At 60.6% G+C, this 23,668-nt stretch carries 19 protein-coding genes and 1 tRNA gene; 5 read left to right on the top strand and 15 right to left on the bottom strand.

Annotated features, from left to right (window positions below):
* Window position 1: 1 nt before the first annotated feature.
* The 3 genes from ACXIUA_RS02740 to ACXIUA_RS02730 are packed head-to-tail and all read right to left on the bottom strand — an operon-like array spanning window position 2 to window position 2,776.
* On the bottom strand, window positions 2–1,390 hold the full coding sequence (locus tag ACXIUA_RS02740) for a PP2C family protein-serine/threonine phosphatase (protein ID WP_457976069.1): 1,389 nt from the start codon (window positions 1,388–1,390) through the stop codon (window positions 2–4).
* The gene (locus ACXIUA_RS02735; RefSeq protein WP_070975488.1) at window positions 1,387–1,842 is read right to left on the bottom strand and encodes an FHA domain-containing protein FhaB/FipA; all 456 of its coding nucleotides are present in this window, start codon (window positions 1,840–1,842) and stop codon (window positions 1,387–1,389) included. Before ACXIUA_RS02735 ends, ACXIUA_RS02740 begins: the two co-directional genes overlap by 4 nt.
* Window positions 1,843–1,870: 28 nt before the next feature.
* Window positions 1,871–2,776 carry a DUF3662 and FHA domain-containing protein gene (locus ACXIUA_RS02730; protein WP_070363340.1) on the bottom strand — a complete coding sequence of 302 codons (906 nt, stop codon included), beginning with the start codon at window positions 2,774–2,776 and terminating at the stop codon, window positions 1,871–1,873.
* A gap of 137 nt (window positions 2,777–2,913) precedes the next feature.
* On the opposite strand from ACXIUA_RS02730, the gene ACXIUA_RS02725 reads away from it, so the two are divergent.
* Window positions 2,914–2,997 (top strand) — tRNA-Leu (locus tag ACXIUA_RS02725).
* Between the two features lie 85 nt (window positions 2,998–3,082).
* Here the strand turns inward: ACXIUA_RS02725 and ACXIUA_RS02720 are convergent.
* The 4 genes from ACXIUA_RS02720 to ACXIUA_RS02705 all read right to left on the bottom strand — a co-directional run bounded on the left by ACXIUA_RS02720 (window position 3,083) and on the right by ACXIUA_RS02705 (window position 7,708).
* Window positions 3,083–3,610, bottom strand: coding sequence for a hypothetical protein (locus ACXIUA_RS02720; protein ID WP_457976068.1), 528 nt, complete (start codon window positions 3,608–3,610; stop codon window positions 3,083–3,085).
* A 47-nt stretch (window positions 3,611–3,657) separates the two neighbouring features.
* A complete protein-coding gene (locus ACXIUA_RS02715) occupies window positions 3,658–4,530 on the bottom strand; it encodes a hypothetical protein (protein ID WP_284818802.1) in 873 nt (290 codons plus the stop codon).
* A gap of 476 nt (window positions 4,531–5,006) precedes the next feature.
* The gene (locus ACXIUA_RS02710; RefSeq protein ID WP_457976067.1) at window positions 5,007–7,100 is read right to left on the bottom strand and encodes a YhgE/Pip family protein; all 2,094 of its coding nucleotides are present in this window, start codon (window positions 7,098–7,100) and stop codon (window positions 5,007–5,009) included.
* Complete coding sequence (locus ACXIUA_RS02705; protein ID WP_421628844.1) at window positions 7,097–7,708, bottom strand: ABC transporter domain-containing protein; 612 nt, start codon at window positions 7,706–7,708, stop codon at window positions 7,097–7,099. Before ACXIUA_RS02705 ends, ACXIUA_RS02710 begins: the two co-directional genes overlap by 4 nt.
* 88 nt (window positions 7,709–7,796) lie before the next feature.
* Here ACXIUA_RS02705 and ACXIUA_RS02700 point away from each other — a divergent pair, with 88 nt between their 5' ends.
* Window positions 7,797–8,366: a TetR/AcrR family transcriptional regulator gene (locus ACXIUA_RS02700; protein ID WP_457976066.1), complete on the top strand. Its 570-nt coding sequence runs from the start codon at window positions 7,797–7,799 to the stop codon at window positions 8,364–8,366.
* Here the strand turns inward: ACXIUA_RS02700 and ACXIUA_RS02695 are convergent.
* Window positions 8,356–8,928: a hypothetical protein gene (locus ACXIUA_RS02695; RefSeq protein WP_457976065.1), complete on the bottom strand. Its 573-nt coding sequence runs from the start codon at window positions 8,926–8,928 to the stop codon at window positions 8,356–8,358. The two genes, ACXIUA_RS02700 and ACXIUA_RS02695, sit on opposite strands and share 11 nt — an antisense overlap.
* Window positions 8,929–9,167: 239 nt before the next feature.
* Between ACXIUA_RS02695 and ACXIUA_RS02690 the strand changes: the two genes are divergently transcribed.
* The 3 genes from ACXIUA_RS02690 to ACXIUA_RS02680 are packed head-to-tail and all read left to right on the top strand — an operon-like array spanning window position 9,168 to window position 12,924.
* Window positions 9,168–10,112 carry a methylenetetrahydrofolate reductase gene (locus ACXIUA_RS02690; RefSeq protein ID WP_369822223.1) on the top strand — a complete coding sequence of 315 codons (945 nt, stop codon included), beginning with the start codon at window positions 9,168–9,170 and terminating at the stop codon, window positions 10,110–10,112.
* The gene (metE, locus tag ACXIUA_RS02685; protein WP_457976064.1) at window positions 10,109–12,361 is read left to right on the top strand and encodes a 5-methyltetrahydropteroyltriglutamate--homocysteine S-methyltransferase; all 2,253 of its coding nucleotides are present in this window, start codon (window positions 10,109–10,111) and stop codon (window positions 12,359–12,361) included. Before ACXIUA_RS02690 ends, metE begins: the two co-directional genes overlap by 4 nt.
* A 41-nt stretch (window positions 12,362–12,402) precedes the next feature.
* On the top strand, window positions 12,403–12,924 hold the full coding sequence (locus ACXIUA_RS02680; RefSeq protein ID WP_070363359.1) for a peptidylprolyl isomerase: 522 nt from the start codon (window positions 12,403–12,405) through the stop codon (window positions 12,922–12,924).
* Window positions 12,925–13,452: 528 nt separating this feature from the next.
* Here ACXIUA_RS02680 and ACXIUA_RS02675 read toward each other — a convergent pair.
* The 7 genes from ACXIUA_RS02675 to ACXIUA_RS02645 form a co-directional block, all read right to left on the bottom strand.
* Window positions 13,453–13,635: a hypothetical protein gene (locus ACXIUA_RS02675; RefSeq protein WP_457976063.1), complete on the bottom strand. Its 183-nt coding sequence runs from the start codon at window positions 13,633–13,635 to the stop codon at window positions 13,453–13,455.
* On the bottom strand, window positions 13,628–14,173 hold the full coding sequence (locus ACXIUA_RS02670) for a hypothetical protein (RefSeq protein WP_256005878.1): 546 nt from the start codon (window positions 14,171–14,173) through the stop codon (window positions 13,628–13,630). The genes ACXIUA_RS02675 and ACXIUA_RS02670 overlap by 8 nt, the downstream gene beginning before the upstream one ends.
* Window positions 14,174–14,498: 325 nt before the next feature.
* The gene (locus tag ACXIUA_RS02665; RefSeq protein WP_457976062.1) at window positions 14,499–15,950 is read right to left on the bottom strand and encodes a TPM domain-containing protein; all 1,452 of its coding nucleotides are present in this window, start codon (window positions 15,948–15,950) and stop codon (window positions 14,499–14,501) included.
* A 31-nt stretch (window positions 15,951–15,981) separates the two neighbouring features.
* Entirely contained in the window at window positions 15,982–19,368 is a 3,387-nt protein-coding gene (locus tag ACXIUA_RS02660; RefSeq protein ID WP_457976061.1) for a DEAD/DEAH box helicase family protein, read from the bottom strand.
* A gap of 143 nt (window positions 19,369–19,511) precedes the next feature.
* On the bottom strand, window positions 19,512–20,792 hold the full coding sequence (locus tag ACXIUA_RS02655; protein ID WP_071568029.1) for a type II toxin-antitoxin system HipA family toxin: 1,281 nt from the start codon (window positions 20,790–20,792) through the stop codon (window positions 19,512–19,514).
* On the bottom strand, window positions 20,713–21,027 hold the full coding sequence (locus ACXIUA_RS02650; protein ID WP_083428364.1) for a helix-turn-helix domain-containing protein: 315 nt from the start codon (window positions 21,025–21,027) through the stop codon (window positions 20,713–20,715). The genes ACXIUA_RS02655 and ACXIUA_RS02650 overlap by 80 nt, the downstream gene beginning before the upstream one ends.
* A 1,507-nt stretch (window positions 21,028–22,534) precedes the next feature.
* On the bottom strand, window positions 22,535–23,668 hold a 1,134-nt coding region (locus tag ACXIUA_RS02645), incomplete at its 5' end, for a restriction endonuclease subunit S (RefSeq protein WP_070363352.1).

Below are 23,668 nucleotides of genomic sequence, written 5' to 3'. Positions count from 1 at the left end.
GCTACTTCACCTCCCGGCACGCACCCTGCGGGGCGTCCTTCGCCGCATCATTATCGACGCACACCGGCAACGCCTCACCAGCCAACCGGTTCAAGATACCCAGCACATCGTCATACGTGCCGCCCTTGAAGTTCTCCACCGTGTTCAGCTGGCTCTCCGGCAGGTCATTGATACCGAAGATCACGCAGTCCTGCGGCACCGAGTTCGACGACACAATCTGCAACTTGTTCTGCTCATTAATGCACGCCCGCTGAATCACCTCGCGGCGCGGCTCCGAAAACAACGACGTCCCGACGGCCCGCTCAATCGCGAAGTGGCCGTCGTTGCCGTCGGTGCCTAAAAAATAGCGGTCGTTGAGCCTATCGTTCGTCCACAACACCGCCGCCAGCGACAACATCAGCACAATCACCAACGCGGACAGCACCCACGGCCAAACGTTCACCTTGCGTCGAAACCGCTGGTCATCCTCCTCGTCCGCCGACGCGTCACTCGCGCCGGGCTGCGACCCATCACGGCGGCCCTCACGATTGTGGTTCGGCGGAATCGTCTCCGACTTGCGCATCAACGCCGCCGCCCTCGAAGCGGAAGAGTCCGGGTGCGTCGACTCGAACTCCGGCGCCAACGCGCCCGCCATCGCGGGGGCCGTCGGCAAGTCGGGGTGCTCCTCGCCGTCTTTGACCTCCACCACATCAGCGATGACTACCGTGATGTTGTCCGGCCCACCCGAACGCAGCGCCAACTCAATCAGCCGTTGCGCCGCCACCGACGGGGTGCCCTGCGCGAGCGCCTCCCCAATCGTCGACGCCGTCACCGGATCCGACAAGCCATCCGAGCACAACAGCACCCGATCCCCCGCGCGGACCTGAACCATCTCCAGGTGCGGCTCCACCGGGTTGCCCGTGTACGCCTTCAAAATCAACGACTTCTGCGGGTGACTCGACACGTCCTCCGGGTCCAGCTTCCCCTCGTTGACCAGGGACTGCACGAACGTATCGTCCTCGGTGATCTGGCGAAGCTGGCCGTCGCGAAGCAAATACCCGCGGGAATCGCCCACGTGAATGAGGCCGAACTCCGCGCCGTTGAACATCAACGCCGTCAGCGTCGTGCCCATGCCCTCCTGCTCCGGGTGCTGCGCCACCGAACGCTCAATCGTCGCGTTCGCATCATCCGCAGCCGCCCCGAGCAACGCCAACATGTCAGCGTCCTCCGGATCCCGGTCGAGGTGCTCCATGTGGCTGACCATCAACTGCGACGCAACCTCGCCCGCCGCGTGGCCACCCATCCCGTCCGCCAACAGCAGCAGATGCGGGCCCGCGTAGGCGGAATCCTCATTGTTTCCACGCACCAGACCCTTGTCCGATGCCGCCACATAATTCAACCGCAGCGTCATGGCATCAACCTCACAATCGTGCGCCCCATCTTGATATTCGTCCCCACCGACACCCGCTCCGGCTGGTCAATGCGCATACCCTGCACAAAGGTGCCGTTGCGGGAGTCTAGGTCCTCAATGAACCAGTCACTGCCACGGCGGAACAGTCGCGCGTGCCGCGAGGACGCAAAGTCATCCCCAAGCTGGAAATCATTATCCGGCGAGCGGCCCAGCGTCACATGCTCCACACTCGCAATCTCCATGTGAGAGCCCTGCAGCGGCCCCTCAACGACCGCAATCTGCCGGACCTTCTCACGCGACTGCAGCGGTTTCCCCGCCTGCTTCACTTGTCGACGCCCAGCTCCACCCACCTCACGCACATTCTTCCGCTGCACCCACAACACCAGCAGAATGAACAGCCAGAGCAGTGCGAGCAGGCCAAAGCGTGCGCTCAGGATCACCGCGGAATCCAACAAAGGAGCTCCTTCAGGTCAGGGCTTGTTAGGCCTGGAAAAATTCTGTCTGCGGGTGCGACGCCGCATCCGTGTAGCGCGGCGCGCCCTCCTCCGGGTCCGGCGCCGCGGGGCTCGACGCCCTCGGCTCCACAATGCGCACCTCGATGTGGGAGTGTCCGAGGGTGATCACGTCACCGTCGGCAAGCATCCAGTTCTCCACAGGCTCATCATTGACCGTCGTGCCGTTCGTCGACTGCAAATCGACCAACACCGCAACCTGGCCATCCCACGTAATCTCCGCATGCTGCCTCGACACACCCGTGTCCGGCAGGCGGAAATCCGCATCATTCGAACGGCCCAAAATATTCGAGCCCTCATGCACCAAGTAAGTGCGCGACGACCCGTCCTGCAACAGCAGGCTCACAGTCGCTTCGCCGCCCTCAACCGGCGTCATCGTATTTGGCTCATGCATGTGATCCTCCTGATCCCGGTTTGCCGCATGACGGTGCCGACCGCCCTTCGACCGCTTCGTAGGCTCCGCCACAATGGCATCAAACCCACTCGCGACCTCCGGCTGCGGATCAATATAAGAACTGACCCGCAACTGGCCCGTACGCAGCCCTGACTCCTCCGCGATCCGCACAACCGCCGGCCCATCAAAGAACCAGCCCTGGTTGCGCACATACCGCGTCAGTTGTTCCGCGAGGTGCACCGGCAGGTCACGCTCCTGCGACAAGTTCTCCAAATCCTTCGAAGAAACACCCACCGCGAACACATTCGGCACCACAAACTCATCATGGTCAGTCACCACCACAGAGTCCTGCGCCTCCTGCTTCAGCAGCTCCTCGATCTCAGCCGGAACCACCTTGCCGCCAAACAGCGCCGCCATCGAATTATCCAGGCCACGCTGCAACGAACTGTCCAGCTTTGCCAATCGATCCATGACTCCCATCCGCATGCACCTCCTTTCTTTAACCCCGTTAGTATAGGTGCGCATTCCGACACAACCTAGCGTGAAACACCTTTATGCCCCATGACATGCGGATTTGGCACTTCTCTATGTAAGGGTGTTATATTGTTCCAGTGCCCGCCCGGGTGGCGGAATTGGCAGACGCGCTGGCTTCAGGTGCCAGTGTTCGCAAGAACGTGGGGGTTCAAGTCCCCCCCCGGGCACAACCGGACCGGCTCTCCTTCGGGAGGGTCGGTTCTTTTTGCGTTTGGGTTCTTGCAAAGGGATGCGGGGTTAAGGGGTTAAGGGTCAAAATGTGTGTCTGGCTCGGCGTGTCGCGGGGGTTAGATTTGGCCTTTTTGAATGCCGATTGAGTTCGTGGTGGGCAACAACTGCGCCGACAACAGCACGGGAATACAGATCGATTGCGGTATGGCAGGCGTAGTACTGGTTTGTGTACTTGCCTGGAAGATAGGTGATATCCCAGCACAGCACTTGACCTGGCCGGTGTGCTTCAACATGTGGGGGCTGGTTGTTGCCGCGTGCACGCCGTGGGCGTGTTCTGCGTGTGCCGTAGCGTTGTGATAAGAGTTTGCCGTGTGCTTTGGCGACCCGGTAGAAGCTACGCAAGCTGGCGATATAGCACCCATTGTTCAATGCGTGGTAGAAGACATCATCCACACTCGAATACGGATTAGCATCTAACAAGGCCAAAATGTCGTTGACTTGCGCATCGGTTAAGCGTTTGATGTTGCGTTTGTGATGCGGGATCGGATCTTGCTTCTTCGGGCGAGGATTGTCCTGGTAATACCGCCTGGAACGGGCCACGCCTAACACATTGCAGGCTTTCCTCATTGAGTGCCCGATACCAACGAGTGCTTCGATTAGCTCGTTTTCTTGTTGTAGGCCTGCCTCATAGCGTTGTGTTTGTTCGCCTGTGAGGATTTTCCCGCCACGTTTGAGTCCCCGCCAGTGTTTTCTGGCAGAGACGCTATAGCTTTTCCCAGTACATCACTGGTGTCCTTCCACAGCTTGTTTTCTTTGCGCAGCTTGGCGTTTTCTCGTTGTAGTGCGTTGTATTCCTTGCGGGTAATGGTGACCATGTCGTTGTTGGTGGCCTTGGGGGTGTTCAAGGGTTCTGCCTTTCTTGTGTGCGTGTAGTGGGCAATCGTGCCGTTTGCGACTTTCTCGATCCAGCCATGCATCGCTGACTGCAAGATACCGTGTTTATCCAGCAAGGCTTGTTTTGTCCCATGCGGGGCAGCCACATACTGGTGGACAAGTGAGATGATTGCTTCAGCGTCTAACACCACCGGTACAGGGGTAGTTGCCCCGGTATAGACTGCGGCGCGTTGTTGCTGGGTAAACGTGCCAAGATCAAACCGCTTCATCCACCGAATCACTCGTGATGCGTCCATGTCGTGACGGGCCAGCCAAACCTTCTTTGTCCCGTACGGTAGTTGGTGATAGATCCTGACCATCTGCTGTTTCTGGGTATCGCTATAGGTGACAATCCCGCGATCTTCAGTGTTGGGGATAAACACGACTGCCGCAGCATCCGGCATGACCAACTCACTATCAGCAAGCGTGGCACCGGGTGCAAGCGTGACAGTCGGCAACGCCAGCACATCGCGTGCAGAAAGCATGCTTGCACGCCGACGTTTACGAGTCTTGTCGGGGTCGGGGTTGGTGTTGTAATCTGCCCAATCCTTCTCTGGTGGCTTGGGGATCAGCGGGGGAATATCGTGTGGGGGCATGGGTGTGGACCTCCTTCGGGTTCTGGCCCACAACCAGCCTGCCACCTAGGGCCCAAGGGGGAATTTGGTGCGCAGGCCAAGCATCACGACACCACATTCCCGAATTTCGAAAAGGCGCCGCGGCGTTTCCCCGGGTCGTCAACTCCACGAGGGCGAATTTGGTGCACTCCCCCTCACCTCAGTGCCAAAGCACGCAACCCCCTCTTCACGACCTGGGTTTTTATCCCATCCCCCAACAAGAATTGCGTCCTTTGGCACTGGCACCTCCCGATGGGACACCAGATTCCCTCTCCGACCCCCGTCGAACTGGGCTTTTCCAAAACCCGGCTGCCAAAATCCAGGAATTTGGTGCGCGCATCCCCTGCCCAGACACCAAATTCCCGAATTTCGAAAAGGCCCGCAGCGTTTCCCCAGCTCACCGAACCCCCAAATAGGAATGTGGTGCCAGGGACCAGGCCCCAGCGCCCACACACCCCTTACAGCGCCAGCTCTGGGTGGATGTCCTTGTCGTTGAGGATGCGACGCTTCCACATGCCCCACGCGCTGATCAACCACGCGGCCACAGCTAGCAACGTGAGCACCACGATGGCGCGCAGCAGGCGTGGGTCCTCGTCGTGGGTGCCGAAGAAGGCGACGCGGATCATGTCCACGGTGAAGCGCATCGGGTCCCAGGCGTGGACCCACTGGATGAACCCTGGCTGCACTTCGGGTGGGTAGAGGCCGTTGGACGCCACTAGCTGCAGGGACATGAGCGCCATGGTGACGAGTCTGCCTGTGGCGGGGCCGAAGACCATGTTGATGGCCAGGATGATCGACATGAACACCCAGGAGCCGAACCACAGGACGCCGAAGAGGCCGAGTGGGTGCTTCGGCTCGACGCCGATCGCGACGACCTGCACGAGCCACAGCAGCACGGCCTGCACGAAGCCGACGATCAGGGACGGCAGCAGGGTGTGGGCGACCATGCGGAAGGGGTTGGTGCCGGAGTCGATGACGCGGCGTGAGAACGGCGCGAGGATCATGTAGAGCACGAGCCCGCCGATCCACAGGGAGAGGGACAGGAAGAAGGGGGAGAGGCCCTTGCCGAAGAAGGTGAGTTCGTCGCCGGTGTTGTTGTGTACGACGGGGTTGCCGGCGGCCTCGGTGGCTTTCTCGAGGCGGTCGCCTTCCCAGGTTGGGGCTTTGTCGGCGCCTTCGTTGAGTTTGAGGCTGAGTTCGCCGGTGCCGTCGCTGAGGGTGACCAGGCCGTCGTTCAGGTCGTTGAGGCCGACGACGAGCTGGTTGGAGCCACCCGCGAGTTTGGACGTGCCTTCGGCTGCGGAGTTGGCTCCCACGACGAGGCGGGAGGAGCCGTCCTTCAGCTTGCCGACGCCCACCACGAGCGTGCCGGAGCCGTCGTGCAGCATCTGCAGACCCTGGGCGAGCGTTTGTGCGCCGGAGACGGCTTGCTCGACGCCGGCGCGGTACTTTGCGGTGGGGTCGTTGAGCTGGGTGGACAGCTCTTGGGCGCCGTTGCGCAGCCTGGTCAGGTCGTTGATCATCTGCGGGTTCATGGCAACGAACTGGTCGCCGTTGAGCTGAGCTTTCAGGCCGCGGGCCTGATTGGCCAGGTCGGAGGCGCCGGGAACTGGGGTGGCGTCGAGCTGACGGATGGCCTGGTCCAGGGTGGCGTTGATGCTGTTGAAGGTGTTCTGGGCCACGTTGAGCTGGTCCGTGATGGAGGTCAGCTTGCCTACACCGCCGGCGATGGCGGCTGCTCCGGCGCCGAGCTGGGCGGTGCCGTCTTGGAGGGCGGTGAGGCCGTTGGCAAGCTTGTTGGCGCCTTGGGAGGCTTCGCCGAGCTTCTCGTTGAGGGTGTTAGCGCCCTGCTGGAGTTCGCCGATGCCGGAGTCGAGTTGCTGGGCGCCGTCGGCGAGCTTCTTGATGCCGTTGTCGAGCTCCCCGACGCCGCCGTTGAGCTTGCCGGCGCCGTCCTTCAGTTTGCCGCTGCCGTCCTTGGCTTTGTGCGCGCCGTCGTCGAGTTGGTCGGCGCCGTCGGCGGCTTTCACCATGCCGTCGTGGATGGTGTTGAAGCCGACGAAGAGCTGATTGACCACCTCTTTACTCACGCTCTCTGAGATGACGGAGCTCATGATCAGGGTCACCTGGTTGCCGAGCATGGTGGGGATGAACCCGTTGGTCTCGTTGAGGGAGATGTTGAGTTTCGCCTGGTGGGGGTTTTCGGACTTGACGGATTCGGCGGCTTCGGAGAAGTCGCTGGGGATCTCCACGCCGAGGTAGTACGTGCCGTCGGCAACGCCCTTTTGGGCTTCCTCCGCGCTGACGAGGCGGAAGTCCATGGGTTGCTCGTCCATGAGCTCTTCGACCACGGTAAGGCCGTGCTCACCCTCGTCGGAGTTGACCAGGGCGACGGGCATCTTGTGCAGGTTGCCCAGCGGGTCGTAGTAGGACCAGACGAACAGCCCGCCGAAGAGCAGCGGGATGAGCGTGATGGCGATGATGGCGAGCGGCGGCAGTTTGCCGTGACCGAACTTTCGGAAGTTGCTGCCGATGTGCAGCCCTGCGATCATAGGTCCTCCTTGTTCACGCTGTTGACCAGCACTGGTTTGAGTTCTGCGACGTCGCGCAAGTTGTCGATGAATTCTTTGCGCAGTTCGAAATTGCGCAGCTGGTCTGGGTCGTCGACGATGATGAGTGGCGCGTCTGGCCGCGCGATGAGCGCGAGCAGCACACGCAGCCGCATCCGGTCAACGATGCTGAGGTCGCCGATACCGAGCTTGAGTTTGTCCTCGTCCAGGTCGAATTGGAGTGGCTCCAGCCAGGGTTCGACAAGTTCGTGGCCGAGCAGGTCACGCGGGATGAGGCGGAAGAACGGCAGCTCCCAGGAGATTTGCTCCCGGATGATTTCTTTTGTGGGAACGGAGCGCTCGACGGAGTCGATGAGCGGGATGCCCGCCAGGGCAATCTCGGGGAAGCGCTGGCGGGCGGTGGTGGGCTCGTCGAAAAGTTCGATGGTGCCGCTGTGTGGTTCGTAGCGGCCGGCGAGCGCCATACTCAGTGTGGACGCGCCGGACTCGCGCGGCGATGTGACCAGCGTGAACCCTTCGCCAACCTCGAGGTTGACCGGGTTGTTCCCTGGGCGCACGACGACGTCGACGGCTCGTAGGATGCAGTCCATTGAACACCTACTTTGGTTGATTTTCGTTGCAGAATGGTGCTAAGCGTAGGGTTGACTATCAGTTAATGTCAAGCGGAAAGGAAGCACCATGCGGGCCGATGCGAGACAGAAGCGCGAACAGCTGATCCGGGCGGCGGTGGAGAACTTCCGAACCCGCCCGAACTCGGAGGTCACGCTTGGTGAGATCGCGGAGCACGCTGGGGTGGGCATCGCCACGCTGTACAGGCACTTTCCGACGCGCGCCGACCTGCGCCAGGCGTGCGCCCTCGAGTTCATTGACGTGCTTGACGCGAAGCTGGGGGACACGCTGGCCAAATTTGACAGCGCCCCGGAGGAGCAGTGGCGCGCCTTCATTTGGGCGTGCGCCGACTCGGGTATCGGCATGCTGGTAGCAGCCCTGGCGGACGAGCCGCCGCACGCCCTGGAGCCCACGGTGCGGCAGCGCCGCGACGAGTTCTTCGCGCACGTCCAAGAGCTGCTGGACCTCGCCGCCGCTCACGGCCTCGTCGACCCAGCGCTGACCCCCTCCGAGATCGCCGCCGAGCTGATCGTGGTCACCCGCCCGATGAGCGCGAACCTGCGCGACCTCTTCCCAGACGTGAAGACACGCCTGGTCAACCACCTGTTGCTGGCGTGGCGGGTGAGCTCTACTTCGTAGCGCGGCGCTGGTCCTCGTCGAGGGCGTCGAGGGTGCTGAACTGGTCGTCGGCGGAATCGGTGGAGTACACCAGCGTGGCCGTGCCTTCAGACGTGCCCTCAGTCGCGTCTTCCCGCAGTGCGTGCTTGGGCTCGTGGTTGCGCTCCTCAAGCTTTTCGCGCAGGTAGAACTCCCACAGCGCCCAGCCGCCGGCCGCGAGCGCGCCCGCACCGAGGGAGGCGAGCAGGACCTTCGAGCCGGTCCCACGCTTGCGCGCTTCCTTCTTCAGCGCGATCTGGCGAGCCTTGCGGTCAGGGGCGGTCGCGGCGTGGAGGGCGCGGCGGGCGTCGATACGCGCGTGGCTGGCGCGGGTGACTTTGCCGGCCTGCTGGCGCGCGGCGTCGTAGATCCCCTCGAGCTGTGGCACGTCGGCGAGGTCGTGGAGGTCGTCGATGTTGTCGTCCTTGATGGCTTCGGTGAGTGCTTCGTAGACGTCGCGCTGCTGCTTGCTGTTGAGTTCGCGGAAGTAGTTCCAGGCGCCGCTGATGCCGCGCAGTGCGAGTCGTGCAGTGGTGAGGTTCATGTGTGCTCCTTCGTTGTGTTCTTTCCCAACCACCCTAGCGGGCTGCACCGACATGTGCCCCCACAGTCCGCGCGAAGTAGACCAAGCGGTTCAGTTTTGGGAAATATTATTCACATTTCGCAGGTCGCTGACCTGTGACAATACATCGCGATACGCAAAAGTAGTTGTGCACCCTTGCGGCCAGCCTTAAATTTCATTGCACCCCATCAACAGGAAGCAACAGAAGGCAGGTGAGTCAGGTGCGGCAGGCAACGTTGGAAACGCGGATCTCGGCGTCGGCACCGTTGGACGGCATCGAGGAGGAGCTCGCACCACGCCCGCAGCGGGCACGCACGGCGCTCAGCTTCGAGGTGATCCCACCGCGTCACAGCGCCGACTCCGCCAAGCTCGACGCCCTCATCCAAGGGCTCGCCGCCTACCAGCCCGACTACGTGTCAGTCACCAGCTCGCACCGCAGCGACTGGCTGGAAGGCACCGCCCGCCTCATCGAGCGCATCGCGCAGACCACGAGCATGCGCCCCATCGCGCACCTCGCCTGCACCGCCGGCACGCCCGACGAGCTGCGGCAGTGGATCACCCAGCTTATCGACGCCGGCGTCCGCGGATTCCTCGCCCTTCGCGGCGACATCCCAGCCGGACTCGACCGTCTGCCCGACACACACCTGCAGCACGCGACGGACCTGCTCAACCTGATCCAGGACGTCGCCGACGCCCAGGCCTACCGCCTCGCCGCCGGCAAGCTGGCGCTGTCGGTGGCCTGCTACCCGCGAGGACACGCGGAGAGCACCAGCGACGACCAGGACCTGGACGTGTTGCTGGCGAAGCAGCGCCTCGGTGCCGACTTCGCCATCACGCAGCTGTTCTTCGACGCGCAGGACTATCTCAGCTTCGCGGAGCGTGCCCGGCTCGCCGGGGTGCGCATCCCGCTGATCCCCGGCATCATGCCGATGACCAGCGTGAACCGGGTGCGCAGGATGGGTGAGTTGTCCGGTGTGGCACCCCCGGTGGACGTCATCAAGCAGCTTGAAGCGGCGCGGACACCGGAGGAGGAGCACCAGATTGGCATGCGACTCACCGTTGAGTTAGCGCGCACGATTCTGCAGGCTGGCGCCGGTGGCCTGCATGTTTACACACATAACGACTTAGCAGTAACACGTGAACTATTGAAAGGACTCAACCTGTGAGCACCGTAGCATTCCCCACCACGACCATCGAGGGCTACCCGAGGATCGGCGCGCAACGCGAACTGAAGCGCGCCCTGGAGTCCTACTGGTCCGGGCAGATCGACGCGGACACGTTCCGTTCCACGACGCGCGCCCTGCGCATCGATACGTACAACCACCTGCGTGACCTCGGCCTTTCCGAGCCCTACGCCATCCCGGCGGACGTCGCCCTCTACGACCACGTCCTGGAGACCGCGCTGACCGTCGGCCTCGTCGCCGGCCGCACCGACCTGGATGAGGAGTTCGCGCTCGCCCGCGGCACCGCCACCCGCGTGCCGCTGGAGATGACGAAGTGGTTCGACACCAACTACCACTACCTCGTGCCTGAGGTTGCCGCAGGCCAGGAGATCACGCCGGTGCCGGACCGCATCGTGCGCATCGTGGAGGAGGCCCGCGAGGCCGGCCACCAGGTTCGCCCGTACCTCGTCGGCCCGGTCACGCTCCTCGCGCTGTCGAAGCCGGTGGAGTGGTCCCTGCTCCCGGCCCTTGTCGATGCGTACGCTCAGGTCTTCGCGGCGTTGCGCCAGGCCGGTGTGGAGTGGGTCCAGGTCGCCGAGCCGATCGTCGTCGCTGACGTTGACACCCCGGACACCGATGTCGCGCGCTACCTGGGTGAGGCATGGTCAGCGCTGCTCGGCGCCGAAGCGCGCCCGAACGTCTACCTGACCACCCCATACGGCGCCGCCGACGCCGCCCTGCCCGTCCTCGGCGAACTCAAGCCCGAAGCCCTCCACGTCGACCTGTCCCCGTGGACCCTGCAGGCCACTCCGAACTACGTCGAGCAGGTCCGCGCCCACGTCGCGCCCGAGACACACCTCGTCGCCGGACTTATCGACGGCCGCAACGTCTGGGCCGCCGACCTCGCCGAACGCACCGAAATCCTCACCACCCTCGGCGCCACATCGGTGACCACGTCCACCTCGCTGCAGCACGTGCCGCACACCCTCAAGGCCGAGCGCAACCTGCCCGTCGACGTCGCCACCTGGCTCGCCTTCGCCGACGAGAAGATCGCCGAAGCCCTCGCCCTGAGCGCCGGCCCGCAGGCCGCCGAGGTCGCGTTCGCCGCGTCCGCCCGCGTCGCGCGCACCCGCGCGGAATCCCCGTTGCGCCACGACGAGGCTGTCGCCAAGCGTCTTGGCACGCTTCCCGCAGGTCAGGTGCAGCGCCAGCCGCTGTTCGCCGAGCGCCAGCAGGCCCAGCGCGACGCCCTGAACCTCCCCAGCTTGCCGACGACCACCATCGGCTCCTTCCCCCAAACCCCCGAGATCCGCCAAGCCCGCGCCGCACACCGCAACGGCACACTCAGCGACGCTCAATACAAGGAAGCGCTGCAGCAAGAAATCAAGCAGGTCATCGAACTGCAAGAAGAAATCGGCATCGACGTCCTCGTCCACGGCGAAGCCGAACGCAACGACATGGTCCAGTACTTCGCCGAACTCCTCGACGGCTTCGTCGTCACCGAAAACGGCTGGGTCCAGTCCTACGGCTCCCGCTGCACCCGCCCACCAATCGTTTACGGCGACGTCTCCCGACCAGCCCCAATGACCGTCGAATGGGCCACCTACGCCCAATCCCTCTCCAACAAGCCGGTTAAGGGCATGCTCACCGGCCCAGTCACCATCCTGGCCTGGTCCTTCAAACGCGACGACGTCCCCCTGTCCGTCTCCGCCGACCAAATCGGCGCCGCCCTCGCCGACGAAGTCCGCGACCTCGAGGAAGCCGGCATCAGCATCATCCAAATCGACGAGCCGGCCCTGCGCGAACTCCTCCCACTCCGAGCCAAGGACCGCCCGTCCTACCTCGACTGGGCCGTCCGCTCCTTCCGACTCGTCTCCTTGAACGCCACTCCGACCACCCAGATCCACACCCACCTCTGCTACTCAGAGTTCGGCCAGATCATCGACGCAGTCGCAGGCCTCGACGCCGACGTCACCTCCATCGAAGCCGCCCGCTCTCGCATGGAACTGCTTGCCGACATCGACGACTCCTTCCACTCCGAAATCGGCCCCGGCGTCTGGGACATCCACTCACCACGCGTCCCTTCCGTCGAGGAAATCGTCGAACTGCTCCAAGCAGCACTGCGCCACGTCCCAGCCGAACACCTCTGGGTCAACCCCGACTGCGGCCTGAAGACCCGCAAGTATGAGGAAGTGGTGCCGTCGCTACGCAACCTGGTTGCTGCACGCGACGCGGTGCTCGCCCAGCGCTAACACCGGACGAGGGGCGTGGAGGGTCGTGTACGCTGTACACCATGACTCAAAAGACGCAGACAATGACGTTCCATACCAACCACGGCGACATCAAAGTCGACCTGTTTGGCAACCACGCCCCACACACCGTTGACACCATCACCGGCCTGGCGAAGGGCACCCTCGACTACTCCACCAAGAACGCCTCCGGCACCACCGAAGGCCCCTTCTACGACGGCGCCATCTTCCACCGCATCATCCCCGACTTCATGATCCAGGGCGGCGACCCAACCGGCACCGGCACCGGCGGCCCAGGCTTCCAGTTCGCCGACGAGTTCCACCCAGAACTCCAGTTTGACCGCCCATACCTGCTGGCCATGGCAAACGCCGGCCCAGGCACCAACGGTTCCCAGTTCTTCATCACCGTCGCCGAGACGCCGTGGCTGAACAACCGCCACACCATCTTCGGCGAGGTCACCGATGAGGCTTCCCGCAAGGTCGTCGACGAGCTTGCCAACGTCCCGACCGGCCGCATGGACCGCCCCGTCGAGGACGTTGTGATCAACTCCGTCACCGTGGAGTAGCTTTTTTGTCTTAGGCCCCGCCTTTTTGGTGGGGCCTTTGGCGTTCTTAGGTCTCGAGTGCCGTGAGTGCCAAAGGACGCACCCCTAAACATCCAGCCCATTGCTGACCAGGCACTATGTCGGTGCTACTTTTCGGAATTGCGTCCTTTGGCACTCAAGTGCCCGGGACGCGCACCACATTCCCATCTTGCCGAATCGCGACCTGGGAAAACGCCGAGCGCCCCGCGAAAAACCAGGAATTTGGTGCGCAGGGAAGAGGTGCCTGCACCACATTCCCTCGCTTTGAGTTGGCCAAGTTGTAAAAGCCTAGATCGGTGACGGCTAGTCAGCCAGCGGGAGTGAATGTGTTCGGGCAGAGCAAACAATTGTGTGCAAAAATATTTGCATTTATCCTGCAAGGAAACACTACTCATACTAGGAGAAGCCCCGTGAAACGTTTTAGAACCGCTGCTTGTGGCTGTGTTTGATGGTCGCATGGATCACACTCGGTCTTTTAACCTATGTGTGGAGCCCTCCGGGCAACACCATCTATATCGGATAAATGCCTAGAATCCGCTGCCATAAGGGCCGGTTCTGACGTGCTTCGAGTTTCTTGGCATACTCTTGCAAATCACGGCTAGCTTTCGCCTGTGTCATTGGCAACTGCTCGATCATTCGTTTATGGGACTCGGTCAGTGGATACTTCCGCTCTGCCATTGCCTGATCAGTCATCAGCAGACTCCTTCCTATCCCTGTTATGACCTAGTACGGATAATAGTAACAAAATCTCTAGGTCTGAAACCCAGTTCTTCGAAGTAGTACCCGGCGAAAAGGTTGAATTCTTCGGGTTAAATTTATTGTCGTATTCAAGAATTGCCCGAGTAAACCCGATATCTTCTGAAGACTTCAACCCTGACTCCAGCATTGGGGTCAAAAAATGCCAACCTGCATTTTGCTGAGCGGGATTTTCTGCAAGTGTCATATCGATTGCCCACTGAACACGTTCGTAGTACGCAGAGCGGTCATCAGCATTTGATTTCTGCGACAGTGACTTGGTGGCGATACCTAACGTAAGTACGGCAGCTGCGGCAGCAGGTATCGCTCCTCGATATGAAAATATCGTCGCAAGCGATTCCTGCCAGGGCTTTTCCCAGAAGAGCACCAACCCCCAGTGCACCATGGCAAGGAATAACACGAAAGCAACGAGCAGAGCGGCAATGACTTGCGCGTTATTCCATTCGGCCCTGAAATTAATGTTCATTTTTCGCACGAGAATAAGGCTATCACTCAGATTCCTCCTGCTCAGATGGATTCCACAGGCCTCAAATTTACAAGATTTCAAGATCTATCCCGGACCGGTTTAGAGATGAGACTGGGGTGGAACTCCCCGAAGATACGGCCAATAGCCCTGGAAAACAGCTAGACCCCCAAATTCCGCATGTGCGGTGGAGGTCTGCAACGCCAATTTAGCATCAATCTGCATTCTGATGTTTTTAAGGCCGGGACATGCACCACATTCCCGCTTTTCAGCAGCCCAATCTGCAAAAGCCCAGGTCGGCGAGCGCGTATGAGGGAATTTGGTGCAGGACCAACCCCTAGAAACTCCCCGACCCGCCAGCGGCCGTGAACCCCGAGCTGAACGTCGTGTTCACACCCGAAGAGGAAGAAGCAGCCGAGTTCGCGGCGGCGACGTTGGTGTTGTGCCAGGACTGCATCGCAACGAATGGGATGTAGGTGGGGTACCAGTAGTCCTTGTCGTAGATGGCTGGGGTGGTGAGTTTGTGGCGGTCTTTGACGTCGCTGAACTCTTTGTCTTTGACGGCGTCGAGGATGATGCGGTAGTCGGAGAGGAGGCGGAGGTAGTTGTCGAGGAAGGTGGGGCTGGCGGGGTCCGCATCTAGCTGCCGGACGCGGTCCTCCAAAGCGACGAGTTCTTGGCGGAGGGTGGCGTCGTTAATTGAGGTGCGGGCTTTGGTGATGTCCCTGCTGAGGCGGGCGAGGTCGGTGCGGCGGGCGGTGGTGTCGCCTTGTTCGATGTTGAAGAGGCGGTTGATGTTGTCTTCGGCGTGGCTGGTGTGGGTGAGGGTTTCGGCGGCGTCGGCGAGTTGTTTGCGGGCGCGGTAGGCAGCGGCGTCGTCGGAGATGGGGATGCTGTTGATGCCGCCGGCGCCGGAGACGGTGTCGTGGAGTTTGAGGAAGCGGTCGCGGACGTCGCCCCATTGACGACGCAGCTCCGCATCAGCAAACGCGCTGGTCAGGGAGTTGGCGCGGACGTCGATGCCGTCGAGGCGCCCGGCGAGGTCGGCGTATTCCTTGGTCACGAGCGAGTAGTCCGCCCGCGCCTGCTCGATCAATCGGCGGCGCCGGTTGCGCAGCGCGACGCCTGTGCCGCCAACAACGCCTGCCAACACGCCGGATCCCACACCGGCGCCGATGCCACCCCCGATCCGGTCGTCGACTGCGGACTCGTAACGCTCCTGCTGCAGGCCGTCGGTGTCCATGGCGAGGCTCGCGCCGGCGAACAGGGCGGCGGGGACGTTGTTGCTTTGTAGTCCGGGGACCATGGCGTCGATAACTGAGGAGACGCGCGATGATTCGCTGTGGAGGTCGAGGACGTCGGCGACGTCGTCGGCGGCGTAGATTGCGTGGTGGCGGTGCGCCATGTCCACGGCGAGGATGAGCGTGCCGTCGCGGAAGCCGTGCTTGTCCAGGATTTCGTCGGGGTAGTGGGCGCGGAAGTATTCCTCGATGGTGTCGTTGATGTTGTCGCGCGTGTTTTCGGCGTTGTTGAACGCGAGGATGTGGATGGTGCGCACGACTTCTGGGTGGTCGATGCGCTGGAGGTTCTGCTCGAGTTGCGCCTGGTCAGCTGGGGTGAGCAGGCCGTCGGGGTTGGTCAGTTGGAGGCGTGGCGCCTCGGCGGTGGTAGCGATGGCGTACTGCGCCGGGTCCGGCTCGTTAATGGCTGCGTAGGTGCCTGCGCCGACGCCACCGCCGATCAGCAGTGCCGTCGCGCCAACGCCAAGGATTTGTGCCCATGTGCTCATGCGCTTGATTTTATAGAAATCGCGATCGAAGCTACCCCGCGCTCGGCATGGCGGTGTTGTTGAGCTGCTTGAGGCTGTCGTTGAGTTGCAGGACAACGCCCACGTTATCGTGGAAGATGTCCATGATGGAGCCGTTTTCGTCGAAGGGCGGTTGGGTGAGTTCGTGTGCTTCGACGACGCCGTTGCGGATCACCTCGCTGACGACGGTGTTGAGGAACGCACGTTGCACGGAGTTGAGGGCGGTGGAGTGCAGCAGTTCCTCGAAGTGTGCCTCGACGGCGGTGGCGTCCATCCCGACGACTTCGCGCAGGAAGAGGCCGAGTTTGGCCTGGTGGGTGTCGGCGAGTTCGGCGGCGCCGTCGACGTGGGCGTTGAGCAGCAGCTGGCGTAGTTCGTCGAGGTCGTGCGTGCTGAGCTGTTGCGCGTTGCGGAGTTTGCGCAGCGCCAGGCTGGTGGTGTTGCCTTCGAGCGCGCGGCGGAGTTCTTCTTCGACGACGGAGCTCTCGCGTTGGGTGCCGCCGGTGGCCTGGAGGGTGCTGTGTTCGAGTTCGCCGAGTTCGTCTTCGAAGTCGGTGATCACCACGACGCGCTGCGCTTTGTCGAGGAAGACAGTGAGCCCGCGCACGGTTTTGCGGACCAGTTCGAGGTCCTTGTAGGTCACTCCGTCCCACCACTGCGGGCCGGCGAGCGCTTCGAGGAGCGCCGCGTTGTTGGCAACGGTGGGGATGTTGGTTTTCTGCAGCAGCGCCTCGGCGATGCCGACGACTTTCTCTGCGAGCACGTCCCAGTCGCCGCGCTCTTCGAACAGTCCGAGTTCGAGCTGGTAGATGAGGTAGTCGAAGCGCCGGGCTTGTTCTTTGTCGCCGGTCGCGGCGAAGGGCAGGGGCGCGAGTGCGGTGACGGCTTGTTGGTGGGTGTCGGCGTCGGCGGTGAGCCAGGGGGTGGCGTCGCTAAATCGTTCGAGGTAGGCGCGTGCTTCGGTGGGCACGAGGATGCTGCGGTGGGGCACGCTGCGCACGGCGTCCGAAAGATGCTTTGCGACGTCCCCTCGCACTTCATCCGTGGCCGTCAGCAGTAGGCGGGCGCGGGTGGTGAAGCTGCGCTGCGAAAGCGAGACTTGGTGCGAGCCTTCCGTGGTGTTGGTGGTGCCGCTGAATTGGCGCACGTTGTCGCAGTAGTCGAAGATGTAGAAGCACGTTTTGTCCACGGCGGGGCCGAACAGGTCAGGGCGCAGGCGGGTGCCGCGGCCGACCATCTGCCAGAATTTGGTGGGGGAGTAGACGGGTTTGAAAAACACCAGGTTGACGACCTCGGGGACGTCGATGCCGGTGTCGAGCATGTCCACACTGATGGCGATGTCCAGGCCGGAGTCGGGCTGTTTGAACTCGGCGATGAGTGCTTCCGCGTTGTACACGCCGTGGGTGATCACTTCGGCGCGGGTGGCGGTGGTGGGGAAGATGGCCCGGTACTCGTCGGCGATGAGGCCTGCGTGGGCCTGGTTGCGGGCGAAGATGATGGTCTTGCCCAGCCGGTCCGCTCCGTCGACCTTCAGCCCCTTGCCGATGACTTGGCGCAACACCTTCCGGATCGTGTCCCGGTTGAGCAGCTTCGCGTTGATCTCGGCGGCGTTGACTTCCTGGGGTGCGGAAAGTGGGTCGCCGTGTTCGTCGACACCCCATTCGGCGTTTTCCCACTCCAGCTGCTGCTCGGGGGTGAGTTCGCCGTAGGAGATGCCCCGGCGCATGAAGGCGGTGCTGCCGGAGAATACCTCGTAGGGCACCAGGTTGCCCTCCTCGATTGCGCGGCTCAGGCTGTAGTAGCCGGTCGGGGTGTCGGGCTCGCAGCCGAAGAAGGTATAGGTGTCGTGGGAGAGGTTGCTGCGCGGGGTGGCTGTCAGTCCGACGACGAGGGCGTCCAGGTAGTCGAAGATGCGTCGATAGCGCTGGTAGATGGACCGGTGGGCCTCGTCGACGATGATGAGGTCGAAGTCGAAGGAGTTGAAGCGTTGGCCTTCGCCGATCATGCCGATCATGGTCTGGTACGTGTTCACGTACACCTGGCCCTCGCCGGCGGGGTTGGTGGTCAGGTTGACGGGCACCGCCTCTGCGAGGTGCTCGTTGAACGCCGCGTGCGCCTGCGTGACCAGCGCTTTGCGGTCGGCGAGGAAGAGCACGTTGCGGATCCAGCCGGCCTCCAACAGCATGGACACGGTGGCGATGGAGACACGCGTCTTGCCCGTCCCCGTCGCCATGACCAACAGCGCGCGGCGCTTACCCTTGCCGAACGCCTCCGCCACGGACTGGATCATCTCCAGCTGGTAGGGCCTGCCGGCGATCTCGGTGATGGTGGCGCTGTGCGCGCTGAGTGGTTGGCGCTTGTCGCGCCGGGCGATGAGCGCCTCCATCGCACGCACTGTTGGGTAGGACTCAATAGTGCGGGTTTCGTAGCCGACACCGCCCGGCAGGTCGGCGTCCCTGTCCCAAAAACGCACCTCGTACCCGGTGGTGTAGAAGATCAGCGGCACACGTCCCGTCGCGTTGCCGATGGCGTCGGCGTAGATCGCGGCCTGCTGGCGGCCGTCGTTAATGCTGCGGCTGGCCTTCTTTGCCTCCACAACGGCGATTGGCACACCCTGCGTATCCAGCAGCACATAGTCCACCTTCATGCCCGCCACCGGGTATTCCTCGATGAGCGTGCGGCTGCGGACAAACCCGGCATCCTCCAGCATCGGCGTGATGATGTCACGTCGCGTCTGCGCCTCATCCACCGCCAACTGCGGCGCCGGCGGCGTCAGCTTCTCCTGCTGCTTGCGGATCTGCTCCCGCAGCTTCGCAATCTCCTCCTCATACCCCGCAGCCTTTTCCAGCTCCCGCTGCTGCGCCTCATCCAGCTGCAGTTTGTACAGGTCAGCCTGCTCCCTCGCGGACTTCTCCTTCGCCGCCAGCGCCATCATCTGCCGCTGGTTCAACGCCGCCTGCCGCGGTGCCTGCTTCAAGATCTCGACGTCAAACGGCGCAATCCCTCGAATCGTCTTCCCCGAGAAGTGCGTAGTTGCGAACACCATCACGTCATACAGGTGCTTCAGCGCCTGCAGCGCCTCATCGCTGGTGATGTGCGCTTCGCTGTGCACCGCGGTGTTGCCGGCCTTGCGCAGGATGTGCATCTTGGAACGGATCGTCTCCGGCAGCAGCCGCGAGAAGTCCGGGTTGGTCAGCGTATCAAAGATGTTGGACTGTTTCTCCAGCCCATTCAACGCTGCGATATGCCCAATGACCTGCTCTAACACGAACCTGGATTGGAACATCGACGCGCGCGGGTTGGTCAGCGCGGCATCCTCCGCATTGCGACACTCAATAATGAGCTGGGGCCATGCTTGCCCAACGAAGCCAAAGTTGGACGGACGTGGAGTGATGCTCACCTGATCGCCTTTCTTCCCGGTGCGCTCGTTCGCCTGCGCGTTATTCTATACCGTTGGGTTGTGGCTGGCTGGGGGTTGCTCTGCACCAAATTTCAGCGCCAGCCCTTGTCTGTTGTGCGTGGTGAATGAAAGTTGAAAAGCGACTAAATGTATCGCACAGGAGAAAACTGAGCTAAACCATCAAGAACTGATTGTCCTAGATCGACCTCACCCATCTCAGCAGCAACATCTTCAATAGCACCAGGGAGTTTGCAAAGAATGCTATAGACAGAATCGTGTGCTTGCTGTTCCGGGATCCCCATCTTTGTACCAGCTTTCACTAAGCCGTCCGGGGTAATCGACATCATGTTGTAGGAGTCATTTATTTTCATTGGGAAGAAGACTTTGTCATAAATCTGAACGTGTGAAGCAGCAGAGATCGTATCGTAGAGCGGGGCTAGTGACACTGTAGAGCCCTCGATCATGAGTGAGTAGTTCTTAGCGTGCGCATCGGTCCCTACAATTCCCACGTTAAAAACTGCAGCTCTAAAAAGATCAAGAATGACACGGGGAGCGTCTACAGCAGGTAGTGTACTTTCTAGAAATTTACTAATCGCATTCAGTCCGGGTCCGCCGTGTTGATGCTGATATTTCTTTTCCGGCAAAACGCTCATGGCTTGACAGAAGTCCTCCTGATGCAACCGGTCTATCGTTCCGTCTTCGTTGATTGCGCGGTCATAACGTTCTGTTACTACGGCGCTCATTGTCCCGGATGGTGCGTACCACAAGTATGCATTCGCAGCGTCGAGCCCAACGCGACGGGCTGCGGCAAGACACATAACTTCAAGTATGTCCATCTCTTTGATATAGCTGGAGCTCTGTGGATCGTTTGGTTTGATGATGTGCGTAGTTGGGAATTCCTTGCTCGGGGGGAGAAAATCTTCGTTCTCGTCGGCGGTAAGGGCAATTTTTGGTTGCGCACCGGCGACGGAGAATTTAAAGGCATCTGTAACGAAAGTGGTGACGGGTTTACCGCTGTACCTGTCGGTTGTTTCCCGCAATAGCTGCTCGAGCTCTGTGTCTGAAAGACGTTCTTGCACGGTTGTCACGCTCTTTTTTCGGGCATCACTGGGTACTTCACCAGGTGGAAGAAGCTGTATCGCACCAGCGACGTCTCTGCCATGGTGTTGAAGTAACCCGAATACAGATGTGGCAGATGTGCCAGCTTCCACGGCCATTGATCTGAGCGCCTCCTGGTTGTCAGGCAGGAGACCCCATAGCCAGGCGCTTGCAGCCTTATTCTTGTGACGAGAGGAACTTATTGGCATCGAAAGTGAAATAGGTTGTGTGGCTCCAAGGGCATACTCAAACGTTATTTGGCCGCGGCTTTCCGCGAACGAGCCCGCCAGCTTTCCGTCTACGTATGCGTGTAGGATTTTGGACATTTTTGCTTTCCTTGAGTTGAAGTTCTATTCCTAGCCCGACTGTTCCGATTGCCCTGAGCAGGGGATATATTTCGATGGTGGGTTTGCCGCGCTCCATGTCGCTGACCCATTTTCGGCTCATTCCAATCTTTTCCGCGAGTTCAAGTTGAGTCCATCCAAGCTGTAGACGACGATCTCGAACTGCCGCGGTCAACTCGGATACTGATTCAGGCTGGTAAGAAGTACGCTGTTCCATGATACCTCCATGTAACCGTTCGGTGATTATTTATCATATCACCGAACGGTTACATTTTGTAGTTTCACCGAACGGTTACATGCATCGCAGGAGAACTCACAATTTCTAACCACAAGTTTGCGTATCCAGCCAGATGGCCAAACTTAGTACCCTAACTTTGTGGAATGCTGCGGCCACACGTAGCGTACGGACGAGTGTCACGGGTGCTCAGCTGAACAAACTTACTCGCTTGACCATCACCGTCTCCTCCGTTTCGTGTGAAACGTAACCGGTCTGAGAGCAACAGTTTTTGCACTTTGAAAGTATGGTTTTTGAAGTTTCACACTTTCATGATCTGCATGTTTAACAGTTTGAACCGTGGGAAGCCCTCCTCATTGCAAAAAGTTTTACACTTTCACACTTTGGTTTTGCACTTTGGCAATGTGAGTTTGCTCTTTTCGTGAGTGATGGGTGTGCGACAAAGACCGCTGCTGATCATCCACGCGACAGACACTTGAACACCGACTCCGTTATCAGCCCCGCGGAACTTTGCCACAGCCCCGAAGCCACATTCACCGGTGGCAACCTGTCCGCCCCGCGGACACCCCGATAGGTTTACTTCAAGAAAGCCGCAGGTAGTGGTTGCGCAGCGGACAGCAGAATCAGCGGTTAATTTCTTATCGACGCCCCTTCCACCACGGGTACCTTTCCGTCATCCACACCATGTTCACTGCTGCCAACTGTCCGCCCCGCGGACACCCGAATACGATCCCACTGTCCGCCCCGCGGACAGTTCGACTTGGAAGCCGAGGTTTTGCAGAGTGTCCGCGGCGCGGAACTCTGCCGCAACCCCGAAGCCACATTCACCGGTGGCAACCTGTCCGCCCCGCGGAAAGTCGGTGTGGTTGCCTGTCCGCGCGGCGGACACCTTGACGGCTTCACGCCGGGAAAGTTGCTGGTAGATGAGGTGCCGCGGACAGTGGAAGCAGCGATTACTTTCTTATTGACGCCCTCTCCGTCCCACCACGCTAACCACCAACAACATGACCCGGCTTCCGGGTGAGCGGTGAAGATCTGTCCACGCGGCGGAATCCAGTGACGACTTGTCCGCCGCGCGGACATTCGGAACGCGTGAGCTGTCCGCCCCGCGGACCCTTGCACCAACTGCGAAGCCGCATGCACCGATGGGAACCTGTCCGCCCCGCGGAAAGCCGGTGTGGTTGCCTGTCCGCGCGGCGGACACCTCGACGGGTTTACGCCAGGAAAGTCGCAGGTAGTGGCTGTGCCGCGGACAGTGGAACCTTGAGGATTGTCCGCCCGCGGAATAGACCCGAGGCGTTTGTAAAAGAGACCTACAACATTGTCCGAGATGCGACCGGGTGGAAGATAGTCCAAATGTAATTCTGCGTATGGCTCGAAACGTACTCGAAACGAACTTTCAAGTCGTGAAAAGCGCAAAACAATCTACTCGAAACCGTTTCGAGTAGATTGCCAAGTGGTCTTTAACGAGTCCTTTTATCTGTCAGCTCTAAAGCTCTCTCGAGAAAGCCCGAGAGGAAAGGGAGGTGTAGAGCTCTCGGAGCAGTGTCAATTTACTGCTGCGAAGTGCTCGCTGGTGAAAAGCCGTCCGGACTTGATTTCCAACTGTTGTTTGCAGAGCTGCGTCGACATCTGGAATTTCAACGGACAAAAAATTAGTTTGCGAAATGTTCTTCATGCTTCCGCCGCTACCGGAAGATGCCTTACTAATCGCATTCCGTGTAAGTGGGTGCTGCAGACATGCCCATAGGAAGAAAGGGTCGACCGAGTCCTTCGTGACCAAACGCCACAACTTATCCGGCAACAGCAAATTCTCATAGGGTTGATCCACGATTGCAGACGCCCCCACCAGTTCGGTGGTGTTGGCTCGAGAAACGAGTAGGTCCCCTTCTTGTACTCGGTGATGCTCAGGGGGTTCGTAGCTCGGGTCCAAGGGTTTCGACTCTTCTGGTTTGAAGTACCCGCTAGTGGTCGAGCTAATTTTGAGGACACGTGGCCCTCCAGGCGTTGAATGCTCTTTGAGGCTTTTCCCGGAGACAATTCTCTCTACGTATTCTCCAATCGGGACAGTTCGGTTCGTTTCTGGTGCCAGATTTTTGATCAGTGTTTCTAGCTTTGAAATGGACTGCTCTTCAGCGCGGATCGCCTCCTCTACCGTTTCCAGAATTGTCGCGATGCGCTGCTGCTCCTCCAGAGGAGGCAGAGGGACCTTGATCTCCAAGAGGTCGCGGTTGTTGATCCTGGGAAGGTTGATCCCGTTAAGATGCCTTTTGATTTGAGCAAATGCGAAACCGCTAAGTAAGAAATGCAACAGGTAGTGGGTATCGTCGCCGTTAATCATGCGGAGGATAGTGATGTCACCTGAGCACGTGCCCGGCGCAGATGCAATAGCAGCTTTGCGGAGATTGGGCCGGAGACGTCCAAACAGAATGTCACCGGACTCGAATACGGGCTTTCCGCCTTTAAGCGAAAACGCATCGGCACGACTGTTTCCTAGAATTCCGCCACCGGTTTTGAGGTGTTCCAATCCAAAGTATGGTGTCGCAGGGTCGAGGTTTTCTCCCGGCACTTTCTTGGTAACAACCTCGGCAACATCCCCCAGCTTCACCATCTCCCACCCCAT

The organism is Corynebacterium sp. UMB8791 (assembly GCF_054166365.1).
Note: the sequence above shows the minus strand (reverse complement) of the source record. Positions and strands in the feature narration are given on the sequence as shown.